General features: G+C 65.4%; 16 protein-coding genes. 8 read left to right on the forward strand and 8 right to left on the reverse strand.

Translation table 11 applies throughout. The features are described 5' to 3' along the window. Nucleotides 1–9 precede the first annotated feature (9 nt). The 6 genes from ACW18B_RS11365 to ACW18B_RS11390 form a co-directional block, all read right to left on the reverse strand. On the reverse strand, nucleotides 10–969 hold the full coding sequence (locus tag ACW18B_RS11365; protein WP_492047159.1) for a FecR family protein: 960 nt from the start codon (nucleotides 967–969) through the stop codon (nucleotides 10–12). Next, nucleotides 933–1523 (reverse strand): RNA polymerase sigma factor, encoded by a 591-nt coding sequence (locus ACW18B_RS11370; protein WP_492047160.1) that lies wholly within the window; start codon nucleotides 1521–1523, stop codon nucleotides 933–935. Before ACW18B_RS11370 ends, ACW18B_RS11365 begins: the two co-directional genes overlap by 37 nt. A 307-nt stretch (nucleotides 1524–1830) precedes the next feature. Continuing rightward, entirely contained in the window at nucleotides 1831–5004 is a 3174-nt protein-coding gene (locus ACW18B_RS11375; RefSeq protein WP_492047161.1) for a DPP IV N-terminal domain-containing protein, read from the reverse strand. A 57-nt stretch (nucleotides 5005–5061) separates the two neighbouring features. Beyond that, on the reverse strand, nucleotides 5062–7869 hold the full coding sequence (locus ACW18B_RS11380) for a TonB-dependent receptor domain-containing protein (protein ID WP_492047162.1): 2808 nt from the start codon (nucleotides 7867–7869) through the stop codon (nucleotides 5062–5064). A 202-nt stretch (nucleotides 7870–8071) separates the two neighbouring features. Then, nucleotides 8072–9031, reverse strand: coding sequence for a FecR family protein (locus tag ACW18B_RS11385; RefSeq protein ID WP_492047163.1), 960 nt, complete (start codon nucleotides 9029–9031; stop codon nucleotides 8072–8074). After that, nucleotides 8997–9638: an RNA polymerase sigma factor gene (locus ACW18B_RS11390; RefSeq protein ID WP_492047164.1), complete on the reverse strand. Its 642-nt coding sequence runs from the start codon at nucleotides 9636–9638 to the stop codon at nucleotides 8997–8999. The genes ACW18B_RS11385 and ACW18B_RS11390 overlap by 35 nt, the downstream gene beginning before the upstream one ends. 461 nt (nucleotides 9639–10099) lie before the next feature. Between ACW18B_RS11390 and ACW18B_RS11395 the strand changes: the two genes are divergently transcribed. The 4 genes from ACW18B_RS11395 to ACW18B_RS11410 all read left to right on the forward strand — a co-directional run bounded on the left by ACW18B_RS11395 (nucleotide 10100) and on the right by ACW18B_RS11410 (nucleotide 15949). After that, entirely contained in the window at nucleotides 10100–10681 is a 582-nt protein-coding gene (locus tag ACW18B_RS11395) for an RNA polymerase sigma factor (protein WP_492047165.1), read from the forward strand. Continuing rightward, nucleotides 10656–11609, forward strand: a complete 954-nt coding sequence (locus tag ACW18B_RS11400; protein ID WP_492047166.1) for a FecR family protein — start codon at nucleotides 10656–10658, stop codon at nucleotides 11607–11609. The genes ACW18B_RS11395 and ACW18B_RS11400 overlap by 26 nt, the downstream gene beginning before the upstream one ends. Before the next feature lie 96 nt (nucleotides 11610–11705). Further along, the gene (locus tag ACW18B_RS11405; protein WP_492047167.1) at nucleotides 11706–14762 is read left to right on the forward strand and encodes a TonB-dependent receptor; all 3057 of its coding nucleotides are present in this window, start codon (nucleotides 11706–11708) and stop codon (nucleotides 14760–14762) included. A gap of 77 nt (nucleotides 14763–14839) precedes the next feature. Beyond that, nucleotides 14840–15949, forward strand: a complete 1110-nt coding sequence (locus ACW18B_RS11410; RefSeq protein WP_492047168.1) for a pectinesterase family protein — start codon at nucleotides 14840–14842, stop codon at nucleotides 15947–15949. Between the two features lie 176 nt (nucleotides 15950–16125). Here ACW18B_RS11410 and ACW18B_RS11415 read toward each other — a convergent pair whose 3' ends face one another. Together ACW18B_RS11415 and ACW18B_RS11420 are read right to left on the reverse strand one after the other, a co-directional pair. Then, nucleotides 16126–16776, reverse strand: coding sequence for a cytochrome b/b6 domain-containing protein (locus tag ACW18B_RS11415; protein WP_492047169.1), 651 nt, complete (start codon nucleotides 16774–16776; stop codon nucleotides 16126–16128). 211 nt (nucleotides 16777–16987) lie between these two features. After that, nucleotides 16988–17455 carry a ferritin family protein gene (locus ACW18B_RS11420; protein WP_492047170.1) on the reverse strand — a complete coding sequence of 156 codons (468 nt, stop codon included), beginning with the start codon at nucleotides 17453–17455 and terminating at the stop codon, nucleotides 16988–16990. Between the two features lie 173 nt (nucleotides 17456–17628). Here ACW18B_RS11420 and ACW18B_RS11425 point away from each other — a divergent pair, with 173 nt between their 5' ends. The 4 genes from ACW18B_RS11425 to ACW18B_RS11440 are packed head-to-tail and all read left to right on the forward strand — an operon-like array spanning nucleotide 17629 to nucleotide 20558. Beyond that, entirely contained in the window at nucleotides 17629–17907 is a 279-nt protein-coding gene (locus tag ACW18B_RS11425) for a PepSY domain-containing protein (protein ID WP_492047171.1), read from the forward strand. A 6-nt stretch (nucleotides 17908–17913) separates the two neighbouring features. After that, nucleotides 17914–18528 carry a cytochrome b/b6 domain-containing protein gene (locus ACW18B_RS11430; RefSeq protein ID WP_492047172.1) on the forward strand — a complete coding sequence of 205 codons (615 nt, stop codon included), beginning with the start codon at nucleotides 17914–17916 and terminating at the stop codon, nucleotides 18526–18528. Beyond that, nucleotides 18509–19204, forward strand: coding sequence for a response regulator (locus ACW18B_RS11435; RefSeq protein WP_492047173.1), 696 nt, complete (start codon nucleotides 18509–18511; stop codon nucleotides 19202–19204). The genes ACW18B_RS11430 and ACW18B_RS11435 overlap by 20 nt, the downstream gene beginning before the upstream one ends. After that, entirely contained in the window at nucleotides 19197–20558 is a 1362-nt protein-coding gene (locus ACW18B_RS11440) for a sensor histidine kinase (protein ID WP_492047174.1), read from the forward strand. The genes ACW18B_RS11435 and ACW18B_RS11440 overlap by 8 nt, the downstream gene beginning before the upstream one ends. Nucleotides 20559–20612: the final 54 nt, after the last annotated feature.

Raw genomic sequence — 20612 nt, forward strand, 5'->3', positions numbered from 1 at the left:
GCGCGAAATTTATTCGGCGCGGGTCAACATGATGGTGTTGTCGCCCGCGTCGACCGCCCGCACGCCGAAGCTGGAGCGCAGAGTGTCGAGAAAATCGGTGGGGTCCGAATTGGTGAAACGCCCGCCCAGACGCAGCTTGCTAAGCTCGGGATCGGCTATCACCAGCTTCTGGGTCAGATAGCGATTATAGTCTTCCACGACCGCCCCCAAGGGCGCGCCCTGGAAGACAATCTCGCCGCGCCGCCAGGCCGAGACCGCGTCGAGCGACTCTGTCGAGGCCTTCTGTATAAAGGTATCGGATGCTGTCGCCACCACGCTCTGACCGCGCTCGAAACGGGCGGCCGGCCCATGGCCTGTCTGGGATGGTCGAAGCGCTCCGGCGCCTTGCAGCACCAGGAGGTTGAGCGAACCGCCCCTGAGCCGGGCGTTGAATTCGCCAGCGCTCAGATCGACGGTCACCTCGCCGGCCTTGAGAACACAAGGCGCATGTGAGGCCGCGTCAACCGTCACGACCGCTTCGCCACGATCGAGCCAAATGCACGGCGCGCCCTGGCTTTGGCGCCAGGACACCTTGCTATCGGTGTTCAGATCGATGACGACGCCATCGCCGACGGTCACCCTCCGCCGCTCGCCAGGACGGGTGCTTGCCGTCGATTTTGCGAAGGTCTTGGACGCGAAGGCGCCGGCGCCAATGACGCTCGCGCCGCCGATCAGGCTCGCGGCGCGCAGGAAGGCGCGACGAGACGGCGGCGGCGACATGGCGCTTTTGGGAATGTCCAGGGATGTCCTGGTCTGGCCCAGCCTCATCCACAGTCGCGAGGCCTTGGCGAAGGCCGCCGCATGGGCCGGATCGGCCTCGCGCCAGCGCTCGAAGGCCTCCACATCTGCCGAACCAGAGTCGAGTTGCGCCAGCCAGAGACTAGCCTGGTCCCTTATCGCCCCGTGGTCGCCTTGGTCCTGCGGCTCCATCCGGTCTCACGTTCTCCAGCGGCGGGATCCTCCGCCATTTCCGCCGCGTCCAGCATTTGCGCCAACAGGCTCAAGCCCTTGGCGAGATGCTTCTCCATAGTAGAGACGCTTATGCCCAGCCGCGCCGCTACGGCCTTGGGCGACATCCCGTCGAAGCGTCGCATTATCACGACCCGGCGGGCCTGTGGTGGAAGCTTTTGGATCGCAGCGATCAGGCGGCGCAATTCGTCCCGATCTGACAGTTGGTCGAGAGCGTCGACCGCCAGATCGGCGTGTTGCAGGTCTTCAACAGCCGCAACGTTATCTATGGAGACGATACGCGCGCGACGAAGTCTCTGAATGCCAAGATTACGCACGACCTGAAGCACGTAGGCGCGTGGATTGGCCGCCTGCCGCGCGCCAGGATGCGAGAACACGCGGGCATAGGCGTCCTGCACGAGATCTGCGGCTTCGTCGAAATCGCCGGTCAGTCGGCGCGCCAACTTCAGATACTGCCGCTCGTAGGGCAGGATTTGGTCGATGAACCAATGATCGAACTCGCGGAGCCATATCATTTGGTCGGACCCGGGTGGAAGGCGGCTAGCTGGAGCCTTCCTTAGAAGATCCCGAAGACAGTATGACGACATGTCTCGTCTGCGGAGCCGCGTCATGGGCGCGGACGTCCGCCCCAGCCTCGTTCTCCCGCAGCATCCCGACGATCTGCGCCTCACTGAACTTCGACTTGTTGGCTTCGCCGGCCTTCGGCTCATGGTCGCTCCTCGCTCCGTGGCCCATGCCGCAAAACGAGAAAATTCTAGCTCAAACTGGTCCAGTTTTTCAGGAGCAGGTCAAACCACCACAACGCCCTGGAAGGGAACCTGTCTAGACCCAGGAGCCACGATCTGGCGTGAACCCGCAGGCCCCATCGCAACACGAGGCCTTCGCTTGAGCCAGATAGGCGGGTTCGTGCCACCAATAGTCCGCGCTGGCCTCGCAAACGAAACGCCGCTGCTGGCTCAGGGACGCGTGCATGGCGTGAGGCGTGAAGGGCGCGATCAGGTCGGCGATTGTATAGATCTGACCGTGCTTGATCACCGTCTGGACCTTCGCGGCGTCCTCGATCCTGGCCAGGGGATCACCGTCTACGACAATCAGGTCGGCATAGGCGCCAGGCGCGACCACACCCAGCGGCTCGTCGAGATAGTCGGCCGAGGCGCTGGTGGCGGTGACAAGGGCCTCAAACGGCGACATGCCAAAGCGCACCATGGCCCGCAGGTTCATGTGCAGGCTGACGGCGTTGAAGTCGATCGGCGAGTCGGTGCCGGTGACGATACGGCCGCCGGCGCGGACGGTGCGCGCCACTTCGGCGATATTGCGCTCCAGCGAGGCCAGAATGGTCGTGCGGTCGGCCGCCGCCATCAGCTTGGCGCGCTCCAGAAGGCGGGCATATTCCCACGGCGGATAGAGGGCGCGGACGCGCTCATCGTCGACCAGCGAGCGATCATCGCCAAACAGGGCCGTAGAGGTGAACAGGGTCGGGGTGCGGGCGGCCTTGCTGGCCAAGAAGGCCGCATTGACGTCCTGATAGATGTTTCCCAGCGCGCTGACGGTTCGCGAATAGCCGGTGCGGCTGGTCGCCCCCAGATGCTCCATACCGTCCATGCCCAGGGCCAGGGCCGGATAGTGATAGTGCGACGTCAGGGGCAGGCCCTTGGCGTGCGCCCAGTCGACAACCTCCTTCTGGCGCTCACCCGACAGGCGGACATAGGTCTTGATCAGGTCGTAGGACAGGGCCTCGGCCCGCTTCATCTCCAGCGCCATCTGACCCGGCTCGGTCACCGGCCGCATGAAGTTGTAGAAGATCCGCGAGCCGTCGATGGCCTCGCCGGTGGCGTAGTAGCGCGGGCCGACGCGAGCCCCGGCCTCGATCGCTTCCTGGTCCTCGACCGTGTGATAGGCCGGTCCGCCGGGCGAGCGGGTGGTGGTCACCCCCAGCGACAGCCACAGCCGACCCTCGCGGTCGCCATAGCCATAGCCCTGCATCTGACGGTGGGTGTGCATATCGATCAGGCCGGGCATCATCGTGAAGGCCCCTGCGTCGACCACCTGAACGCCGTCAGGGACGGTCGCGCCGCGCGACGAAACCGAGACGATCTTGCCGCCCTCGATCAGCACGTCGACGTTGTGGCGCAACTCGGGCGAGCGGCCGTCCCACAGCTTGCCGGCCTGGACCAGGATACGGTCCTTGGGCTTGAGGCTGGTCCAGGTCAGGCCGTGCGGCACAACGCGCGGCGCGCCGCCGGCGGCCGGGATCAGCTTCAGCTGACCGGCCGAGATGTAGAGCAGCAGCTTGCCGTCGCCGCCGTAGCTGACGGCGTCCGTGACCTCGTCATTGAGCGGCCTGGGCGGTCCGGTGAATTTGCCGGCAGCGTCGACGGGCGCGACGTGAAGACGGCTGGCGAAGACGAAGGCGAGGTTGGCGCCGTCCGGCGACCAGACGGGGCCGTCGTCGCCGCGCGTGCCCAGCGAGCGATGCGGCAGGACCGGCGCATAGGTCCCCTTGCCGGTCTCGACATCGACCGTGAGGATCTCGCTGAGGCCCTCACGGAAGCGAGCGGAATAGGGCTTGAAGGCGGCATAGGCGATGGTCTTGTCGCCGGGGCCCCAGGTCGGCTTGCCGGGCTCCCACAGGTCGGCATAGAGGCGGCGCGTCTCGCCGGTCATGGCGTCGGCGATGAACAGGCCGCCGTTCTGGCTGAGGAAGGCGAGGCTCTTGCCGTCGCGCGACCAGGCGCTGGACACCGCCGCGCCGTCGAAATGGGTCAGCTGGCGGGCCTCACCGCTGGCCATGTCGCGCAGCCAGATATCGAGACTGCCCCCCTTGTCGGTGGAATAGGCCAGGGTCTTGCCGTCAGGCGACCAGGCCGGATCAACCTTGCTGAACGGGTCCCTGGTGAGGGGTGCGGCCTTGCCGCCGATCGGCAGCAGATAGAGGTCGTTGAGAGCCCGGAACACGATCCGGGTTCCGTCCGGCGACAGGGCCGGACTGCCGATACCGACCACCGGCCGGGATTTGGCCGACAGGAAGTCGCGGCTCTTCTTGTCGTAGCGCGGACGGATCACCGGCACGGTGACCGAGAAGGCGATGGTCTGGGCCGGTCCGCCCGGCTTGCGGCGACGGATCTTGCCATCGGCGGCGTACACGAACTCGCCCGTGGGCAGCCACGAGACGCGGAACGGGAAGACATCCTCATCCCTGACGATCACGCCGGAAGCCGCGCTGCGTAGCTCGGCCCGTCCTCCCTCTATGGCGGTGTAGATCACGTCCGAGCCGTCTGGCGTGAACGCGGGACTGGCGACCGAGGCGGCGTTGAAGCGGTCGCCTGAAGGCTTGACGTTCGCCACGGTGCGCCGCGCGCCGGCGGCGTCCTGGACGTCGATGCGAACCTTGTCGACGGTGAAGGCGATGGCCTTGCCGTCGGGCGACCATGACGGCTCGAACTCGTCCGTGGTTCCGTTGCTGAACAGCGTGACCGCGCCGGTCGCCAGGTCAAGGATCTGGATGCTGTAGCGGCCGCCGTCGCGGTCGGATGCGAAGGCGATTCTGCGGCCGTCGGGGCTGTAGCGGGGCTCGCGGCAGTCGAAGGCGCCCTTGGTCAGCTGCTTCAGATTGGCGCCATCCGCGTCAATCGACCAGATGTGGAAATTGCCGTCGCGATAGGACTGGAAGACCAGGGTCTTGCCGTCCGGCGACCAGTCGGGCTGGGCGATCTCGAAGATGTCGTCGGTCAGGCGTCTGACCGGCCCTCCGGCGAGGGGCTGCAGCCACAGCATGGCGTAGACGTCGAAGGCCACCGTCGAGCCGTCGGGCGAGACGACGGCGCAGATATTGGTGCCCTCGACGGCGGTGGCGAACCGGGTGTCGTCGCTGACCGCCGTTGCAGCGGCGGCCTCCAGGGGAGGGAGAAGGGCGACGGCACCCGTGACGGCGATCGCCCCGCCGCCGAGGGAAAACAACCGACGACGGCTTACGCCGTTCGAGGGATCCTGCGTCATGCGTCTACTCGCCAAAAAGGCCGGCCCGGGCCACAGGCCCGGACCAGCGAACCAAGGTTAGAACGTTGCGGCGACCCGGGCGTAATAGAACCCGCCGCTGATCCCATAGGGGGAGTACTGATTGTAGTAGACGAAGGCGGGCGTGCCGCGGTTGGCGGCCCTGACGCTGTCGGGATAGGCGTCGAACAGATTGTTGGCCCCAACGCTGACGGTGATCTGCTCAGTGGCCGCGTAGCTCATGTCGATATCGGCGATGAGTTTCGGGCTGACCGTTTCGTCATTGGCCGCCAGCGTGCTGCGTTGGATCACCTTGCCGTAGCGGGTCAGACGCAGGTTGGTGTTGAACTTGCCCAAGGTCCAGTCCGCGCCGGCGATATACTTGTCCTTGGGGGTGCCGACCGTCAGGTCGCCCACTTTCACCCGGTTGATATAGACGATGCCGGTCGCCGCCAGGGCCGCAGGCGGCGAGACGATACGGTCGAACTTGCTCTTGTTGAAATTCGCCGAGACCGTCCAGCGCACCGCGCCGAAGTCGCCAAAGTCGGTCCGGTAGTCGGCCACCAGATCCACGCCGCGCGTCGTCGTGTCAGCGAAGTTGCCGTAGTAGAACGCCGCCTGCTGCGGGTTGAGGCCCTGGCTGGCGAGGGCGGCGCTGACCGCCGCGCTGGGACCCAGCGTTCCGCTTTGCAGGATGCGGTTCTTGATCTTGATTTCATAGACGTCGAGCGTGACGTTCATGCGCGGCAACGGCTGGGCGACGATGCCCATCGAATAGTTGGTCGACTTCTCCGCCTCCAGCGGCTTGGCCCCCAGCGCGATGGCCGCAGGGTTGTCTGGCGGCAGCAACTGCACCGGATACAGCTGGGTGGTGGTGGCTGGCGGCACGATGACCCCGATGGTGCTGGACGAGGCGTAGTGCTGTTGCTGCAGCGACGGCGCGCGGAAGCCGGTGCTGGCCGTCCCGCGAACCGCCAGGCCGGGGATGATGGCGTAGCGGCTGGAGAGCTTGAAGGTCTTGGCGTCGCCGAAATCCGAATACCGTTCGAAGCGGCCCGCCAGAGCCATTTCCCACTTGTCAGTCAGCTTCTGTTCGACATTGGCATAGAGGCTGGTGTTGTTGCGCGAGAAGACACCGGCCGAGAACGGCGGGAAACCGGTCACGCCCTGCGAACCGCCCGCGAACACGACGCCGGCCTGAGGGCTGCCGGCCGGCGCGACATAGCCGCCATTGATGTAGGAGGCCGGCTCGCCGGCTTCGATCTGGAACTGGTCGTCGCGATATTCAGCGCCCAGAGCCAGGAAGGTCGGGTGTTCGAACAGCCCGGTGTCCAGCTCCCGGGTCAGGTCAAGGTTGGTCGTCCACTCCTGGAACTTCAAGGCGCCGATATAGAAACGGGTCGGGCTGTCGGGGCCCATCGAGGCGTTCAGCGCATTCTCATAGTAGCCGACATCGTTGCGGCTGAAGGTGGAGCTGAGATCCCAGTCAAAACCGAGCACATCCGCGCCCTTGGCGCCCACCGCCACCTGGAAGTCGCGATCCTTCAGGAACAGGCGCGGGGTGTAGCCGTCCGGCGTTACGGCGGTGATATTGTTCGAGGAGTTCGGATTGCGGAAGGTCAGCCAAGCTGCGGTGTTGCGGCTGGCGAAGGTGCCGAACGAGTAGAGCTTGATGTCGTCGGTGATCTGCGAGCCGGCGCTGTAGCCGACCGAGAACAGCTGCACGCCCGGCGAGCCGGGGTGGCTGGTATGACGGTCGGCCGTGGCCTCGCGCGGGTCGGGGGTCGAGCCGGCCGTACCTACCTTGACCGGTTGGCCCTGTGCGTTGAGCGGGAAGTACATCACCGTGGTATTGGGCGTGATAGCGCCGCGATCCGTCGGATCGGCAATGCGGACATCGCCAGTCAGGTTCAGATAGCCGTTCTCACCCAGCTTCAGGCCGAAATTGCCGGAGATCTGGCCCGTCTCGCCGTCGCCCTCTCCGGTCTTACCGTAGAGGACGGACATTGAACCGCCCTCGGCGTCGTCCTTGAGGATGATGTTGATGACCCCGGCCAGGGCGTCGGAACCATACTGGGCCGAGGCGCCGTCGCGCAGCACCTCGATGCGTTCGATCGAGGCGGCGGGGATCAGGTCGAGGTCGGGCGGCGACTGACCGTTTTGGGTCGTGCCGTTGACGAACAGGATGGCCGTGTTGTGTCGGCGCTTACCGTTGACCAGAACCAGGGTCTGGTCGGCGCTGAGGCCGCGCAGGGATACGGTCTTGACCGCGAAGCTGGCGCCGGCGCCGCTGCTGGACGTATTGGCGGATGGCACAAGGGTCGAGATCAGGTCGCGGGTCGACTGCTTGCCGCTCTTGGCCAGTTCGGCGGCCGACAGCACATCGATCGGCGCCATGCTCTGGGTCACCGTGCGCGAGGTCGAGCGCGTGCCGGTGACGATCAATTCCTCGATCACGCTGGGCGTCTCGGGCTCGACCGGATCGGCCACGACGGCCGCCGGAGCCACGTCGCCGCCGCCGGCCGACCAACGGGCCTTGACCAAGCCGGCGCGGGGCGGCGCCAGGATGATGGTCTTGCCGTCATTGGAAACCACCACCAGCCCCGTGCCCGCCAGTAATCGGTCCAGCGCCACGGGCACCGGCAGATCGCCGCGCACCGGCGCGGTGCGCCGTCCCTGCGCCGCCTCGGCCTGGATCAGAATCTGAACGCCGGCCTGGCGAGCGAACTGGGGAATGCCCGTCGCGGCCGGCTGGGAGTCGATCTTGAATGGCACAGCCTGGGCCAGGGCGGCCCCGGCGCTCAGCGCCCACATCGCCGACGCGGCGCACAGCAGGTTTCGGCTCGCGGCCCGTTTCCATTCGTTCATCGACAATCCCCCATCGATACGAAGTCCGCCAAGCGCGGCCTTCTGACAGGACGAGGGACGCCAGGGATATTTCCGGCGTCGGATCGGGCGAATGATCCGCCCCCGGTCGAACACGCTCGATTTCGCGCCATTCGCGAACGCCGGCGCCCATTTCGGATGCGCGAAGGTTGTCGCCGTCGACGCGGACGACGTCGCCGGGGGGTTACGACAGGGGCGCGCGGCTCAATCGGATGACCTTGTCATCCTCGCTGACCTTGGCGCCGATCGTCGCCGCCACGGCCGCGGCGAAGCTTTCCGGCTCGTTGGTGCGGAACAGACCCACAAAGCGCTCGCGCGCCAGGTCGGGGTCCTCGATGATGATTTGGCGGCTATTGTAGCGATTGAACTGCCGGGCGGCGTCGCCCAGGCTGTCGCCGTCCAGGGCGATCTCGCCGTTGCGCCAGGCCAGGCTGCGTTCGATCAGCGACGGGCTCTCGGCCACGACAGGCGCGCTGAAGCCGGCCAGTTGCACGCGGTTTCCGGCTCCCAGACGCTGACGCGGACCAGCCTGCCCCTCGATCCAGGTTTCGACCACGCCCTCGGTGACCATCACCTCGACGCCGTCGCCACCGCGTCGCACCGAGAAGGCGGTGCCCACGGCGCGCACCCGCACCCGGCCGGCCGAGACGACAAAGGGGCGCTGGGCGTCCTTGGCGACCTGGAACCACGCCTCGCCCCGATGCAGCGCAATCTGCCGCGACTTGGGCTTGAGGGTTACGTCAAGCGCGGTAGTCGTGTTGATCGCCACCAGGGAGCCGTCAGCAAGGGGAACGCGACGGATCTCGCCCAGTTGGGTGTCGAGACGCTGATGGCGTGTGGTCAGGAAAACCGCGCCGCCGGCCACCGCTGCCGCCATGGCGCCGCCGGCGCCCGCCAGCAGGGTTCGGCGGTTTGGACGCCGGGCTTGGCCGGCGGACGGATCGGAGCCGGCCAGAGCCCGTCCGCGGTCCAGAAAACTGATGGCGGCCTGGGCCCGCAGGAACGCGCCCGCGCGGCGCGGGTCGCCAGCCAGCCAGGCCTGGAGCTCGACGTCATGATCCGCATCCAGTTCGCGACCATCGACGCGCGCAGCCCAGTCGGCCGCCTCGTCATCGATCTCTTTTGCGGATGGAGTGGAGGTCATGACCTTTATCGGCTGGCGCTTTATCGTTGTTGGAGGCTTCCGTTAAGGCTCGCAGAATTAAACGCAAGCCCCGCATTGACTGTGTCTCGACGACATTCTCGGTCACCCCGAGCCGCGCGGCCACGTCGCGCTGCGACAGGCCATGGATCCGACGCAGGGTGAAGATCTGTCGACAACGCTCGGGCAACCCTTCGATCAGATGCTGCACCCGCTGCAGTTCGCGCCGCCCCGCGACGATGCGTTCGGGAGAGGGTTCTTCATCTACGACGTTCAGCGCGTCGATTTCCGTGACGCAATCGATACGAACAATGCGGGCGCGACGTATTTTCTCGATGGCGATGTTGCGCGCCGTCCGGAAAAAATAGGCGCGACCATTAAGGATGTGGCTGACCCTGTCCAGCGCCGCCAGCCGGCAATAGGTCTCCTGGATGATATCGTCGATGTCGGCGGGATAGCTGCCCGACCCGCGCAACCAGGCTCGAACATCCGCCTCGTGAGGCAAGATCTGACCCCCGACAAAAGCGACGATTTCAGCGCGACTCTGTTTCACTTCGGTCTCGTGAAGACACACCAACACCGGGCAGGCTTCAGCGACGCTGGTTTGCAAAGCAACAGCGCGAGACCGTGATTCTCCGTTTGACGTCGCGGCGCCCTGTAGCGGTCAGATCGCGCGGCCGCTCCGCCAGGTCCTAGGCGCCCGCGGCGCGAGGGGTTGGTCTGCCAGTATGCGTGTACTCCCCATCTCAGGGCGTGCATCACGGTACTCATATGACCGCCTCAGGCCGCCAACTTCGGCATTCAGAAACGCTAGAGTGCGCTTTGAGCCAACGTCCTGCGGCATTTCCTCCGCGTGTGACGGGGCCGCTACGATCCGCTTACGGCAGGCGTTCTCCCCCAAACTGGCTCAAACCGGTCCGGTCTTTCAGGAGTAGGTCAGATTGGGTGGGAAACCCAGACCTGATCCATTCGGAGCGCACAGGCGGCTGTCATTTGATCGGTTTATTTTGACGGAAGCACAGACGCCGTGCATCGCTTCAAGAAAGGCCCTGAGCCAGGCGAGGAAACCGATTGCAGGATGTGCGGGCGCGTGTCGTGACGTGGCTGGGGCGGGAGGTCTTGCCCCATGAGGCCGATGTGCGCGCGTGGCTAAGGCGGTCCCTGGCCGCTGGAGGCGACGCAGATGACATCATCCAGGAGGCCTATTGCCGCCTGGCGAGCTTGGCCTCGATCGATCACATCGAAAGCCCGCGCGCCTATTTCTTCCAGACTGCGCGCAGCATAGCGCTCGAGCAACTTCGAAGAGCGCGGGTCGTGCGGATCGATACGGTGACGGAAATCGACGCGCTGAACGTCGAACTGGACGAGCCGTCGCCGGAGCGGATCGCCGGTGGTCGGCGTGAATTGGCTCGGGTTCAGCGGCTGATCGCCGCCTTGCCCGAGCGATGCCGGCGCATCTTTGAGATGCGCAAGATTGAGGGTTTGTCACAGCGCGAGATTGCCCGCCGGATGGGGGTCACCGAGCATGTGGTCGAGAATGAATCCGTAAGGGGGTTGCGGGCAATCCTCGCCGCCCTCGCGGAAACTGAAGGCAATGATGGCGTGGCCGCGAGGAGACCTGGGCAGCATGATCGATCGCGAAAGCGCCGCTGATATCGAGGCGCAGGCCGCCCGATGGGTGGTCCGCGCCGATCTGGGCGACCTGTCTGAGCATGATCGCGACGCCTTGGCTGTCTGGCTGGCCGCTGACCCGCGTCGGCGGGGCGCTTTCGCGCGCGCCGAGGCCGCCTGGAGCCTGATGGATCGGGCCCGGGCGCTTGGGACCGCGCCGGCGGGGGCTCCACCCCGACTTCGCGTCGGCCGCAGAGGTCTGCTGGCGGGATTTGGCGCGGCGGCGGCGGCCTGTGCGGCGGTGATCGTCGGCCCGCGCCTGTTGTCGGCCCGCTATGGCACGGCCCTGGGCGAGATCCGCCGGGTGCCGCTGGCCGATGGTTCAATGGCGGCGATCAACACCAACACCGCGTTGGAAGTCGCCATGTCGCCACGCCTGCGCCAGGTGAAGCTCGACAAGGGGGAGGCCTGGTTCGAGGTCGCCAAGGACGCGCAGCGTCCTTTTGTGGTCGAGAGCGGGCCGGTGCGGGTGAGGGCGGTCGGCACAGCCTTCTCCGTGCGCCGCCGTGATGGCGGTTGCGAAGTTCTGGTCACCGAGGGCGTTGTCGAGGTGTGGAGCGAGGCGACTGGCGAGCCGCCGCGTCGGGTATCGGCCGGGGAGCGAACCTTCGCCAGCGACGCGGCTGGCGCGACGGCGCCCGCGCTCGCGGCCCTGGAGATCAATCGCCACCTGGCCTGGCGGGATGGCCAGATTGTCCTGGACGGCGACGCCTTCAGCGAGGCCGCCGCCGAGTTCAATCGCTATAACAGCCGCAAGATCGTCATCGTCGGCCAAGCCTTGGCCGACGAGAAGCTGGTCGGCTGGTTTCGTACCAACGATCCAGAAAGTTTCGCTCGCGCCGCCGCCGCCAGCTTCGGCGGGCAGGTTACCGTGCGTGGTGACACCATACTGGTGCAGGGCGTCGAATAAAGTTTGTTGTCCTCTGACGGAAACCGGTTTCCTCCGCATCGCTATCAACAGGCGCTCCAAGAAGCGTCAGGCGAAACAAACACGGGAGGGCGTCGTATGGGTTATTCACGATACTACTATGGCAAGATGGGCTTGATGGCGGCGGCGGGCGTTTCGGCCCTGCTGGTCAGCGCTCAAGCTCAGGCCCAGACTCGCAAGTTCGATATCGCGGCCCAATCGGCCGCCACGGGCATTCCTCAATTTGGCAAGCAGGCCGACCTGCAGATCCTGGCGCCCCAGGACGCTCTGCGGGGCCAGCGCGTCAATAGCGTCCGCGGCGCCTATACGGTATCTGACGGCCTTGCCCAGCTGCTGCGAGGAGCCGACCTGACCGTGGTCTCCAATGACGGCCGCACGGCGGTCGTCGGCCAGCGCGCTTCGATCCAGTTGGCCTCGACAGCGCCGGTCGCTCTGGTCCAGGCGATTCCGTCTGTTGCCCAAGAGCCGGACGTCGCCGCCGAGGTCGAGGAGGTGGTGGTCACCGGTTTTCGCGCCAGCCTGGGCAGCGCCATCAACGTCAAGAAGCGCGCCAATGGCGTGATCGACGTCATCAAGGCCGAGGATATTGCCGACTTCCCGGACGCCAATCTCGCCGAATCCATCCAGCGCGTGCCGGGCGTCTCAATCGCCCGTGACGCTGGCGAGGGGCGGCAGATCACCGTACGGGGTCTGGGCCCGCAGTTCACCCGGGTGCGCATCAACGGCGTCGAAGGGCAGAGCACCGCCAGCGGCACCGACAGCTCGGGCGGCGCCAACCGCAACCGCGCCTTCGACTTCAACGTGTTCGCCTCGGAGCTGTTCAACAGCATCACGGTGCGCAAGACCGCCTCGGCTCAGACCGAGGAAGGCTCACTGGGCGCCACTGTCGACCTGCAGACGGGCCGGCCGTTCGACTACAAGGGCTCGACCCTCGTGATCTCGGCCCAGCAGGGCTATAATGACCTCTCCAAATCCTGGGACCCGCGGTTTGCTGCCCTGGCGTCCACGACCTGGGCCGATGGCAAGATCGGCGCCCTGGTCTCGCTGGCCTACACCAAACGCGAGTTGCTGGAGGAAGGGCACGGCTCGGGGGGCTGGCTGAACGGCACAGAGGCTGGCGGCTATAGCCCGGCCTCGACCTTCACCGACGCAAAGCTTGCCAGCACCTTCTCACCGCGCTTCCCTCGCTATGGTCGCCTGACCCATGAGCAGGAGCGGCTGGGCTTGACAACTTCGCTGCAGTTTCGGCCCGACGAGAACACCCTGTTCAGCGCCGACATCCTCTATTCGGACTTCAAGGCCAACCGCACCGAGAACTGGCTGGAGGCCCTGTCTTTCGCGCGAAACGCCTCGCAGGGCGGGCGACCCGAAATCATCGTCCGCGACGGCGTGATCAACGCCAAGGGCGATATGGTCTATGGCCTGTTTGACGATGTCGATGTCGAGAGCGAGACCCGCTACGATGTGCTGGAGACCGAATACAGCCAGGCTACCTTCACCGGCGAGCATCGCTTCGGCGACAAGCTGAAGGTCACCGGCCTGGTCGGCTTCTCAAAATCCGATTTCAAGAACCCGATCCAGACGACCGTGATCATCAATCGCGAGAACGCCGACGGCTTCTCGTATGATTATCGGGACAACGCCAACCTGCCGGCGATGAACTTCGGCTTCGATGTCACAGACCCGTTGGCCTACAATTTCGGTGCGGCGCGATCGGAGATCCGCCTTCGACCCCAGGGCGTGACCAACACGATCCGCACCGCCCAGCTCGACGGCGACTATGAGTTGACGAACAGCCTGCGTCTGAAGGCCGGCGTCAATTTCAAAACCTACAAGTTCAGGTCCTGGGCCCAGGCGCGGGTCAATGAGTCGGTTGTGCCGACTCTGCCCGCGGGCGTCACCCTGGCCAGCCTGACGACGATGATCACCGGCTTTGGCAAGAACCTGGGCGGCGGCGGCTATCCCACCACCTGGGCTGCGCCGGACCTCAACGCCTTCGCCAAGCTGTTCGACATCTATAGTGGCAAGGGCCTGTTCGAACTGAGCGGGGCCAGCAATTCCAATGCGCGCGGCAACATCCGCAGCGTCGAGGAAAAGGATACCGCCGCCTACGTCCAGCTCGATTTTGACACCGAGCGCTTCGTGGTGCCCATTCGGGGCGACTTGGGCGTGCGCTATGTGAAGACCGAGCAGAGCTCGACGGGCTATCAGTTGGTGGCGGGGGCGGCCCAGCAGGCCACGGTTGATCGTGAGTATGACGACGTCCTGCCCGCCCTGAACCTGACGGCCGAGGTCACGCCAGACTTCCTGCTGCGCTTCGGGGCCGCCAAGGTCATGACGCGTCCCAACCTGGGCAGCCTGACCCCTGGCGGCAGCCTGTCTACCGTGGGCGTGTTCAGCGTCAGTTCGGGTAATCCAAACCTGGATCCGATCCGGGCCACCACCTACGACCTGTCGGCCGAATGGTACTTCGCCAAAGACGCCCTGCTGTCGGTGGGTCTGTTCTACAAGGACATCGAAAGCTACATCCAGAACTCGAGGACCTCGCAACCCTTTAGCGCTTCGGGTTTGCCGGTCAGCTTGCTCGATGGCTTGGGCGTGTCGCCCAACGACACCTTCCTGTTCAGCCGCCCCGTCAACACCAAGGGCGGACCGCTCAAGGGGATCGAGGTCAGCTATCAGCAGCCCTTCAGTTTCCTTCCCGGGCTCTTGCGCAACACCGGCGCGATCCTCAACGCCACGATCGTCAAGTCCAAGATCGACTATATCTCGTCGCGCTCGGCCACGGGGTACGTGCAGAACGATCTGGTGGGCCTTTCGAAGAACGCCTTCAACGCCACGCTTTACTATGAGGACGACAAGTTCAGCGCCCGCGTCTCCGCCGCCTATCGCGACAAGTATCTGACCGCCGTGCCCAGCGGCACCAGCACCAACGACATCGACGGGGTGCGCGACACCTATACGGTGGACGCCTCGGCGTCTTACGCGATCAACAGCCGTCTCAAGCTGACCTTCGAAGGCCTGAACCTGACGGATACCTTCAACGAACAGTACACCGACAGCCAGCGCGACAGCGTCTATGTCTATTCGCACACGGGTCGGCAGTACAATTTCGGACTGCGGTATTCGTTCTAAGTTTTCCTCCTCCCGAGGAATATGGGCGTCGGCCGTCTTCCCGGCCGGCGCCCGCCTTTTTTGTCTTTGAGGCTTCGATGCGGATGGCTCCTCTGACACGACGTGGGCTCCTGGCCGGAGCAACCCTGCTGGCGACGCCGGGACTGGCTTTGGCTACGCCTTCTTATGACGCCGTGCTGAAACGGCCGGAGGACCCCCGGCGGTTTTCGGCCCCGACGTATGCCCGTCTTTCGGCGGCCGTCGCGGCGGCGCCGGCCGATGGCGACCGGCCCTTTCGCATCCTGATCACGCGCGGGCTTTGGGATGAGCAGGCGGTCATCGACAAGCCGTTCATTCATCTGGTCGGCGAGGATCGCAAGGCGTCGATCATCAGTCATCTGGCCGCTTCAGGATTGACCGCCCCAGATGGCAAGCGCTGGGGCACCTTCCGCACACCGACCCTGTTTGTCCGGGCGCCGGATTTCGCGGCGCGCGATCTGACGATCCAGAACGCCTTTGATGGCCTGGCTGAAATGACCAAGCCCGGCGGCCTTCATTCGCATGATGGGGCAGGGCCCCAGGCGGTGGCCTTGATGCTCGACAAGGGCAGCGACCGCGCCCGGCTGACCCAGGTTGATATCCTGAGCTACCAGGACACCCTGTTCCCGGACGCCGGACGCAGCCTGTTCGAACGCTGCCTCATCGCCGGGAGCTATGATTTCATTTTCGGCGCGGGCACGGCGTGGTTCGAGACCTGCGAAATTCGCTCGCGCCCGCGGCCTGTTGATCCCGTCGACGGCTATATCGTGGCTCCCAGCACGCCGATCGATCAGCCCTACGGCTTGGTCTTCGACAATTGCCGTCTGACCAGGGAACCGGGCGTCGCGCCTGGTAGCGTCTATCTGGGGCGGCCCTGGCGGCCGTCCAGCCAGTTTGATGACGGGCGTTACGGCGACCCCCGCTTCGTCGGCGCGAGCGCGTTTCTCAATTGCTGGATGGACGATCATATCGCGCCGCAGGGCTGGACGGAGATGTGGTACACCGGGCGCGACGGCAATCCCCGCACCATGCTGCAGCCCGAGGACGTGCGGTTCTCGCAGTTCGCCGTCCGAGGGCCCGGCGCGGCGCCTTTCGCGCGCGGGCGCTGGATGTCTGAAGACGAGGCTCGAGAATATCAGCCGCAAACCGTGCTTGCCGGGTGGCTATGATTTAATCTGTGGGGCGCTCACTGTGGCCGATTGGTGAAGCGCGCAGTTGACCGATCGGTAGCGAGGTTCAGACCTGTTCAACGCCTTGCTGGGTGAAGTTGCAGCGCTGGATGATCGGGTTGTCCTGGCGGTCGTGCGGCGCGAGGCGCGGCGAGCGATTTGCGCGCCTTCGAGGTTCATTTCGGGGGTGACTTGGGCGCGCCAAGGACCATGAACCGGGCCAGGGGGCGTTTGAAGAGCAGCAGGTAGGTGACATGGCCGGCCACCAGCAGCATCAGGCCGTTGCCGAGCAGTTCGTGGATTTCTCCAAGCGGGCTGTCTTCGCCGTCCTCATCACCTTCACCTTCACCTTCACCTTCATCTCCCTCGCGCTCGCCGCTTCTTTCCGTTTGGGCCACGATAGGTGCGGTTGTTTGGCTTGAGGCGGACTTGAGGGCTCGCCCGCGGTCCATCGCGATGCCCGTGCCGGTTACCCCGATCAGGCAGACAGCGATTCCGAGCAGCAGGATCCGACTGATGGCCGGATGGGTGAAGGCGTTGTCGAGCTTGAGGCCCTGGATCTGCGGGTAGAATCGCATGAGGCCCAGCTGGGGCGCGCCCGTCAGGGCCATGACAACCCGCAAGAGGATCACGGCCGCGACGCCGTAGCCAAGCCAGGCGTGAACAGCCCCCCATTCGTTGCTGAAATAGGCCGCCAGCACCAGGACGGCGAGCACGGCGTGGTAGGCCCGAAGGCGCGTCATGACCGGCATGACCAGTCCTTTCTTGGCGTTGAGTAGTGACATGGTCGCGCCAAGGGGCGCGGGCTGTCTGTGATCCTGGAGCATGTCGGGAAGGCGATGCGCCGGCGGACGGATCAGGTTCGAGCGCCGCCAGCGGCCTGCCAGTGATCAAACCCCTTTCGGGTCCGACCGTCTGGCGATCTCGCATGAGATCGCCGTCTGGAATGGCCGCCTAGGCGCCTTTAATTCGCCGCCTCACCGGACGTTCCGCGCGAAGCGGCCGCCTCGGCCTGAATCCAGCCGAGGCGCTTGGAGATTATTGACCAGCCAACTGGTCGTGCGCGGCCTTGTAGCGGGCATAGTGGTCGCCCTCGTCGGCGGCGATCTGGCGAAAGAGGGCGGCGGCTTTCAGATCGCCGGCCTTTTCCGCCTGGTCCGCGAAGCCAATGTACATGGTCTTGTTCTCATATTTTTCGCCGGCCATGGCGTCGAGCAAGTTGGCGGTGTTGGTCCCATCCAGCTTCAGGGCGTCGGCCTCACGTGCGAAATGCTCGTTGGCTTCGACATTGGCCGAGTCTTCGAACAGCTTGGCCAGGGCCTCATTGCCGCCTTCGCGAGCGACCTCCGCGTAGCGAAGATATTTGAGGTTGGCGAAGGCCTCACCATGCATGGCGGCCTGCAGGTTCTCGCGGGTCTGGGGCGACAGAGCGTCGGCGGCGAAGGCCGGGCCGGTCGAGACGAGGGCCGTCAGCGCAGCGGCGGCCAGAAGCTTGGTCAGGGTCATGGGATGTCTCCGGGGAGCGCGGATCGCGCTGTGCGCAATCTCCGCCTGCGGCCTGACGAAAACCTGACAGGCCAGGCGATCCAAAAATCTGATGTCCGTCAGGTTTTCGTCAGTCGCTGCGGTCAGCCTGGCGATCAAGGAGCTCCAGCTCCCGATCTCAACGGAGAAAGCCCATGCGCAAATTTCTGATCTCGGCGACGATCGCCGCCGCCACCCTGTCCATCGCCGGCGCCGCTGTCGCTGGCCCCAAATGCACGACCGAGCCCAAGGCCAAGTGGCTGACCGAGGCCCAGATGAAGGTCAAGATCGCCGCGCTGGGCTACACCAAGATCAAGGTCTTCCAGGTTAGCGGCAGCTGCTACGAAATCTATGGGATGAACAAGGCCGGCAAAAAGGCCGAGGTCTATTTCAACCCGGTCTCGGGCGCGATCGTTCAGGACAACGAGGACTAGACGCCGATGTCGCCTCAAGCATCAGGCGACGCCGTTCCAGCTTCCGACGCCTTGGCGCCACCGTCCCCGGCGCGCGTCAAGGTGTGGGATCCGCTCGTGCGCCTCTTTCATTGGACACTGGCCCTGGGCTGCATCGCCAACCTGACCGTCCTGCGGGAGGTCAAGTCAGTCCACCGCTATGTGGGCTATGTCGTACTCGCCGCTGTTGTGACCCGGCTGGTCTGGGGCTTTATCGGCACGCGACATGCCCGCTTCTCCGACTTCACGCCCGGTCCGCGACGTCTGCTGGCCTATCTGGTCGCCCTGTCGCGAGGCCGTGAGCCGCGCTATGTCGGGCACAACCCGGCGGGGGCGGTGATGATGCTGGCCTTGATGGGCCTGGTCCTGACGTGCGGCGTCACGGGCTGGATGATGGGGCTGGACGCCTTCTGGGGCGAGCCATGGCTTGAAACCCTGCACGAAGGCGCGGCCAATGTGATCTTGATCATGGCGATCGTTCACGTTCTGGCGGCGCTTGTCGAAAGCTGGCGCCACCGCGAGAACCTGGTCCTGTCGATGATCAACGGTTTCAAGCGCGCGCCGAAGGGAAGCGACGTCTGCCATGCGCCTGCTGCTGATTGAGGACAATACGCGACTGGGCGAGTTGATCGTCGAAGGACTTGGGCGTGAGGGCTTCGTCATCGACTGGCGCGAGACGCTGGAAGAGGGCCTGGAGGCGCGGGGACTGGCGGCCTACGATTTGATCCTGCTGGATCTTGGCCTGCCCGACGGTGATGGCCTAGATCTCGTCCGGCGCTTGCGGCGCGACCGCGACGTCGTGCCGATCATGATCCTGACCGCGCGCGGCGGCCTGGGCGAGAAGATCGCCGGGCTCGACGTCGGCGCCGATGACTATCTGGTCAAGCCGTTCGATATCGCCGAGCTGGCGGCGCGTTGCCGGGCCCTCTTGCGACGCCCCGGCGCCTGCCTGGGCGTGGTCCTGAGCGCGGGCAATGTCGCGCTGGACACCGCCGGCCGGAGCTTGCAGGTGGCTGGCGCAGGCATAGCCATCACCCCACGGGAGCTGGCCTTGCTGGAACACCTGTTGCGCCGGGCGGGTCAGGTCGTCCCTAAGGCCAGCCTGGAAGATCAGCTCTACGCCATGGATGCGGAGGTGACGCCCAACGCCCTTGAGGTGGCCGTCTCGCGCCTGCGTAAGCGCCTCGCGAGCGCAGGCGCGGACGTTATTCTGCGAACCGCCCACGGGGTTGGCTATGTCCTGCTGGCGCCATCAAACGCGGCTTCCGCGCATGGCTGAGGCCGCGTTCGGCGCGCATCGTCGACAGAGTCTTTTTGCCCTGATCGCCCAGCGATTGACGCTGTTGGCCGTCGTCTTCGCCTTGCTCGACGTGGCGATCGTCGTGCCGATGTACGCCAATGATGAGCAGGCGCTGGCCGAGGACTTTATTGCTCAGCAGGCGCAACGCGCCGATCACCTGCTGGCCGGCGGGTTTAAATCGAACGAGGCGTCAGTCGCCTTGGCCAAGCTTGCCAAGCCCGCCGGAGTGAGCGCGTGGCGGGTTGAAGTGTTTGACGACAGGCAGCGCCTGGTGGGTAAGGTTGGTGATCTGGCTGGCGCGTCCAAGGCGCCGTCGGCGGGAATGCTGGACTGGACCCAGCGCGAAACCAGTCCTCAAGGCGCGTTAATTTTCGGGGTTCATCGCTTTGAGGGAAAAGGCGGTCGCCGCTGGATCGCGATCACCGCCAGGGCGCGTGGAAATCGGCTCTATTGGCCCGTCATCGGCCAGGAACTGGTCGAGCATGTCGCCCTGCCGCTCATTCCGCTGACGCTGCTCCTGCTGCTTTTCAACGTTCAGGTCGTCGGCCGCCTGCTCAAGCCTCTCTCGCTGGCGGCCCATCAGGTCGACGCCCTGGATCCGGGCCGGATGGACGCGCGGCTATCCGAGCCGGACGCCTCGCGCGAGGTCGTGGCCCTGGTCGGGGCGGTCAACCGGGCGCTGGATCGTCTGCAGCAAGCCATGGGCCTGCTCAAGGGCTTCACCGCCGACGCGGCCCACGAACTGCGCACCCCGCTCTCGGTTCTGAGGCTGCGGATCGAAGGGTTACCCGATAGTCCTGGCAGGGCTCGCCTGGCCCAGGAGGTGGAGTCGATGACCCGCCTGGTCAACCAGATGCTGGATATGGCTCAGGCCGACGCCCTGGAACTGACCGATGCGCAGGATATCGACCTCGCCGCTCTGGCGGCCCAGGTCGTTGGACAGATCGCGCCGCACGCCTTTGCGGCCGGCTATGATGTCCGCCTGACAAATCTTGGGGGGGCGAGGCTGCGCGGCCATCCCGACGCCTTGTCGAGGGCCCTGCGAAACCTGATCGAAAACGCAATCCATCACGCCATTCCGGAAGGCCCGATCGAGGTCACCGTCGGCCCCGGGGCGCGCCTGTCTGTCCGCGATCATGGCCCCGGTCTTGCGGGCAAAGATATCGACAGGATCTTCGACCGCTTCTGGCGCAAGTCGCGCTCCGCCGAGGGCGGGGCGGGGCTGGGCCTTGGAATTGTTCGCAGCCTCGTTGAGGCCCACGGCGGCGTCGTCACCGCCCAAAACGCCGACGGCGGCGGCGCGATCTTCACCTGTGTCTTTGCCGACACCTGAGATGTAACTTCAGCCCGCTGGCCGTTCGATATTCCCCCTTCGAAGGGGATCCTG

Source organism: Caulobacter sp. FV2ps19 (genome assembly GCF_058681035.1).

Bases quoted from the DNA above. Each gene is read 5' to 3' on its own strand.
- ACW18B_RS11375 (WP_492047161.1), bottom strand. From the start codon at position 5,004: ATGACGCAGGATCCCTCGAACGGCGTAAGCCGTCGTCGGTTGTTTTCC.
- ACW18B_RS11415 (WP_492047169.1), bottom strand. From the start codon at position 16,776: ATGCTCCAGGATCACAGACAGCCCGCGCCCCTTGGCGCGACCATGTCA.
- ACW18B_RS11420 (WP_492047170.1), bottom strand. From the start codon at position 17,455: ATGACCCTGACCAAGCTTCTGGCCGCCGCTGCGCTGACGGCCCTCGTC.
- ACW18B_RS11370 (WP_492047160.1), bottom strand. From the start codon at position 1,523: ATGATATGGCTCCGCGAGTTCGATCATTGGTTCATCGACCAAATCCTG.
- ACW18B_RS11430 (WP_492047172.1), top strand. From the start codon at position 17,914: ATGTCGCCTCAAGCATCAGGCGACGCCGTTCCAGCTTCCGACGCCTTG.
- ACW18B_RS11425 (WP_492047171.1), top strand. From the start codon at position 17,629: ATGCGCAAATTTCTGATCTCGGCGACGATCGCCGCCGCCACCCTGTCC.
- ACW18B_RS11410 (WP_492047168.1), top strand. From the start codon at position 14,840: ATGCGGATGGCTCCTCTGACACGACGTGGGCTCCTGGCCGGAGCAACC.
- ACW18B_RS11440 (WP_492047174.1), top strand. From the start codon at position 19,197: ATGGCTGAGGCCGCGTTCGGCGCGCATCGTCGACAGAGTCTTTTTGCC.
- ACW18B_RS11365 (WP_492047159.1), bottom strand. From the start codon at position 969: ATGGAGCCGCAGGACCAAGGCGACCACGGGGCGATAAGGGACCAGGCT.
- ACW18B_RS11435 (WP_492047173.1), top strand. From the start codon at position 18,509: ATGCGCCTGCTGCTGATTGAGGACAATACGCGACTGGGCGAGTTGATC.
- ACW18B_RS11380 (WP_492047162.1), bottom strand. From the start codon at position 7,869: ATGAACGAATGGAAACGGGCCGCGAGCCGAAACCTGCTGTGCGCCGCG.
- ACW18B_RS11385 (WP_492047163.1), bottom strand. From the start codon at position 9,031: ATGACCTCCACTCCATCCGCAAAAGAGATCGATGACGAGGCGGCCGAC.
- ACW18B_RS11400 (WP_492047166.1), top strand. From the start codon at position 10,656: ATGATCGATCGCGAAAGCGCCGCTGATATCGAGGCGCAGGCCGCCCGA.
- ACW18B_RS11405 (WP_492047167.1), top strand. From the start codon at position 11,706: ATGGGTTATTCACGATACTACTATGGCAAGATGGGCTTGATGGCGGCG.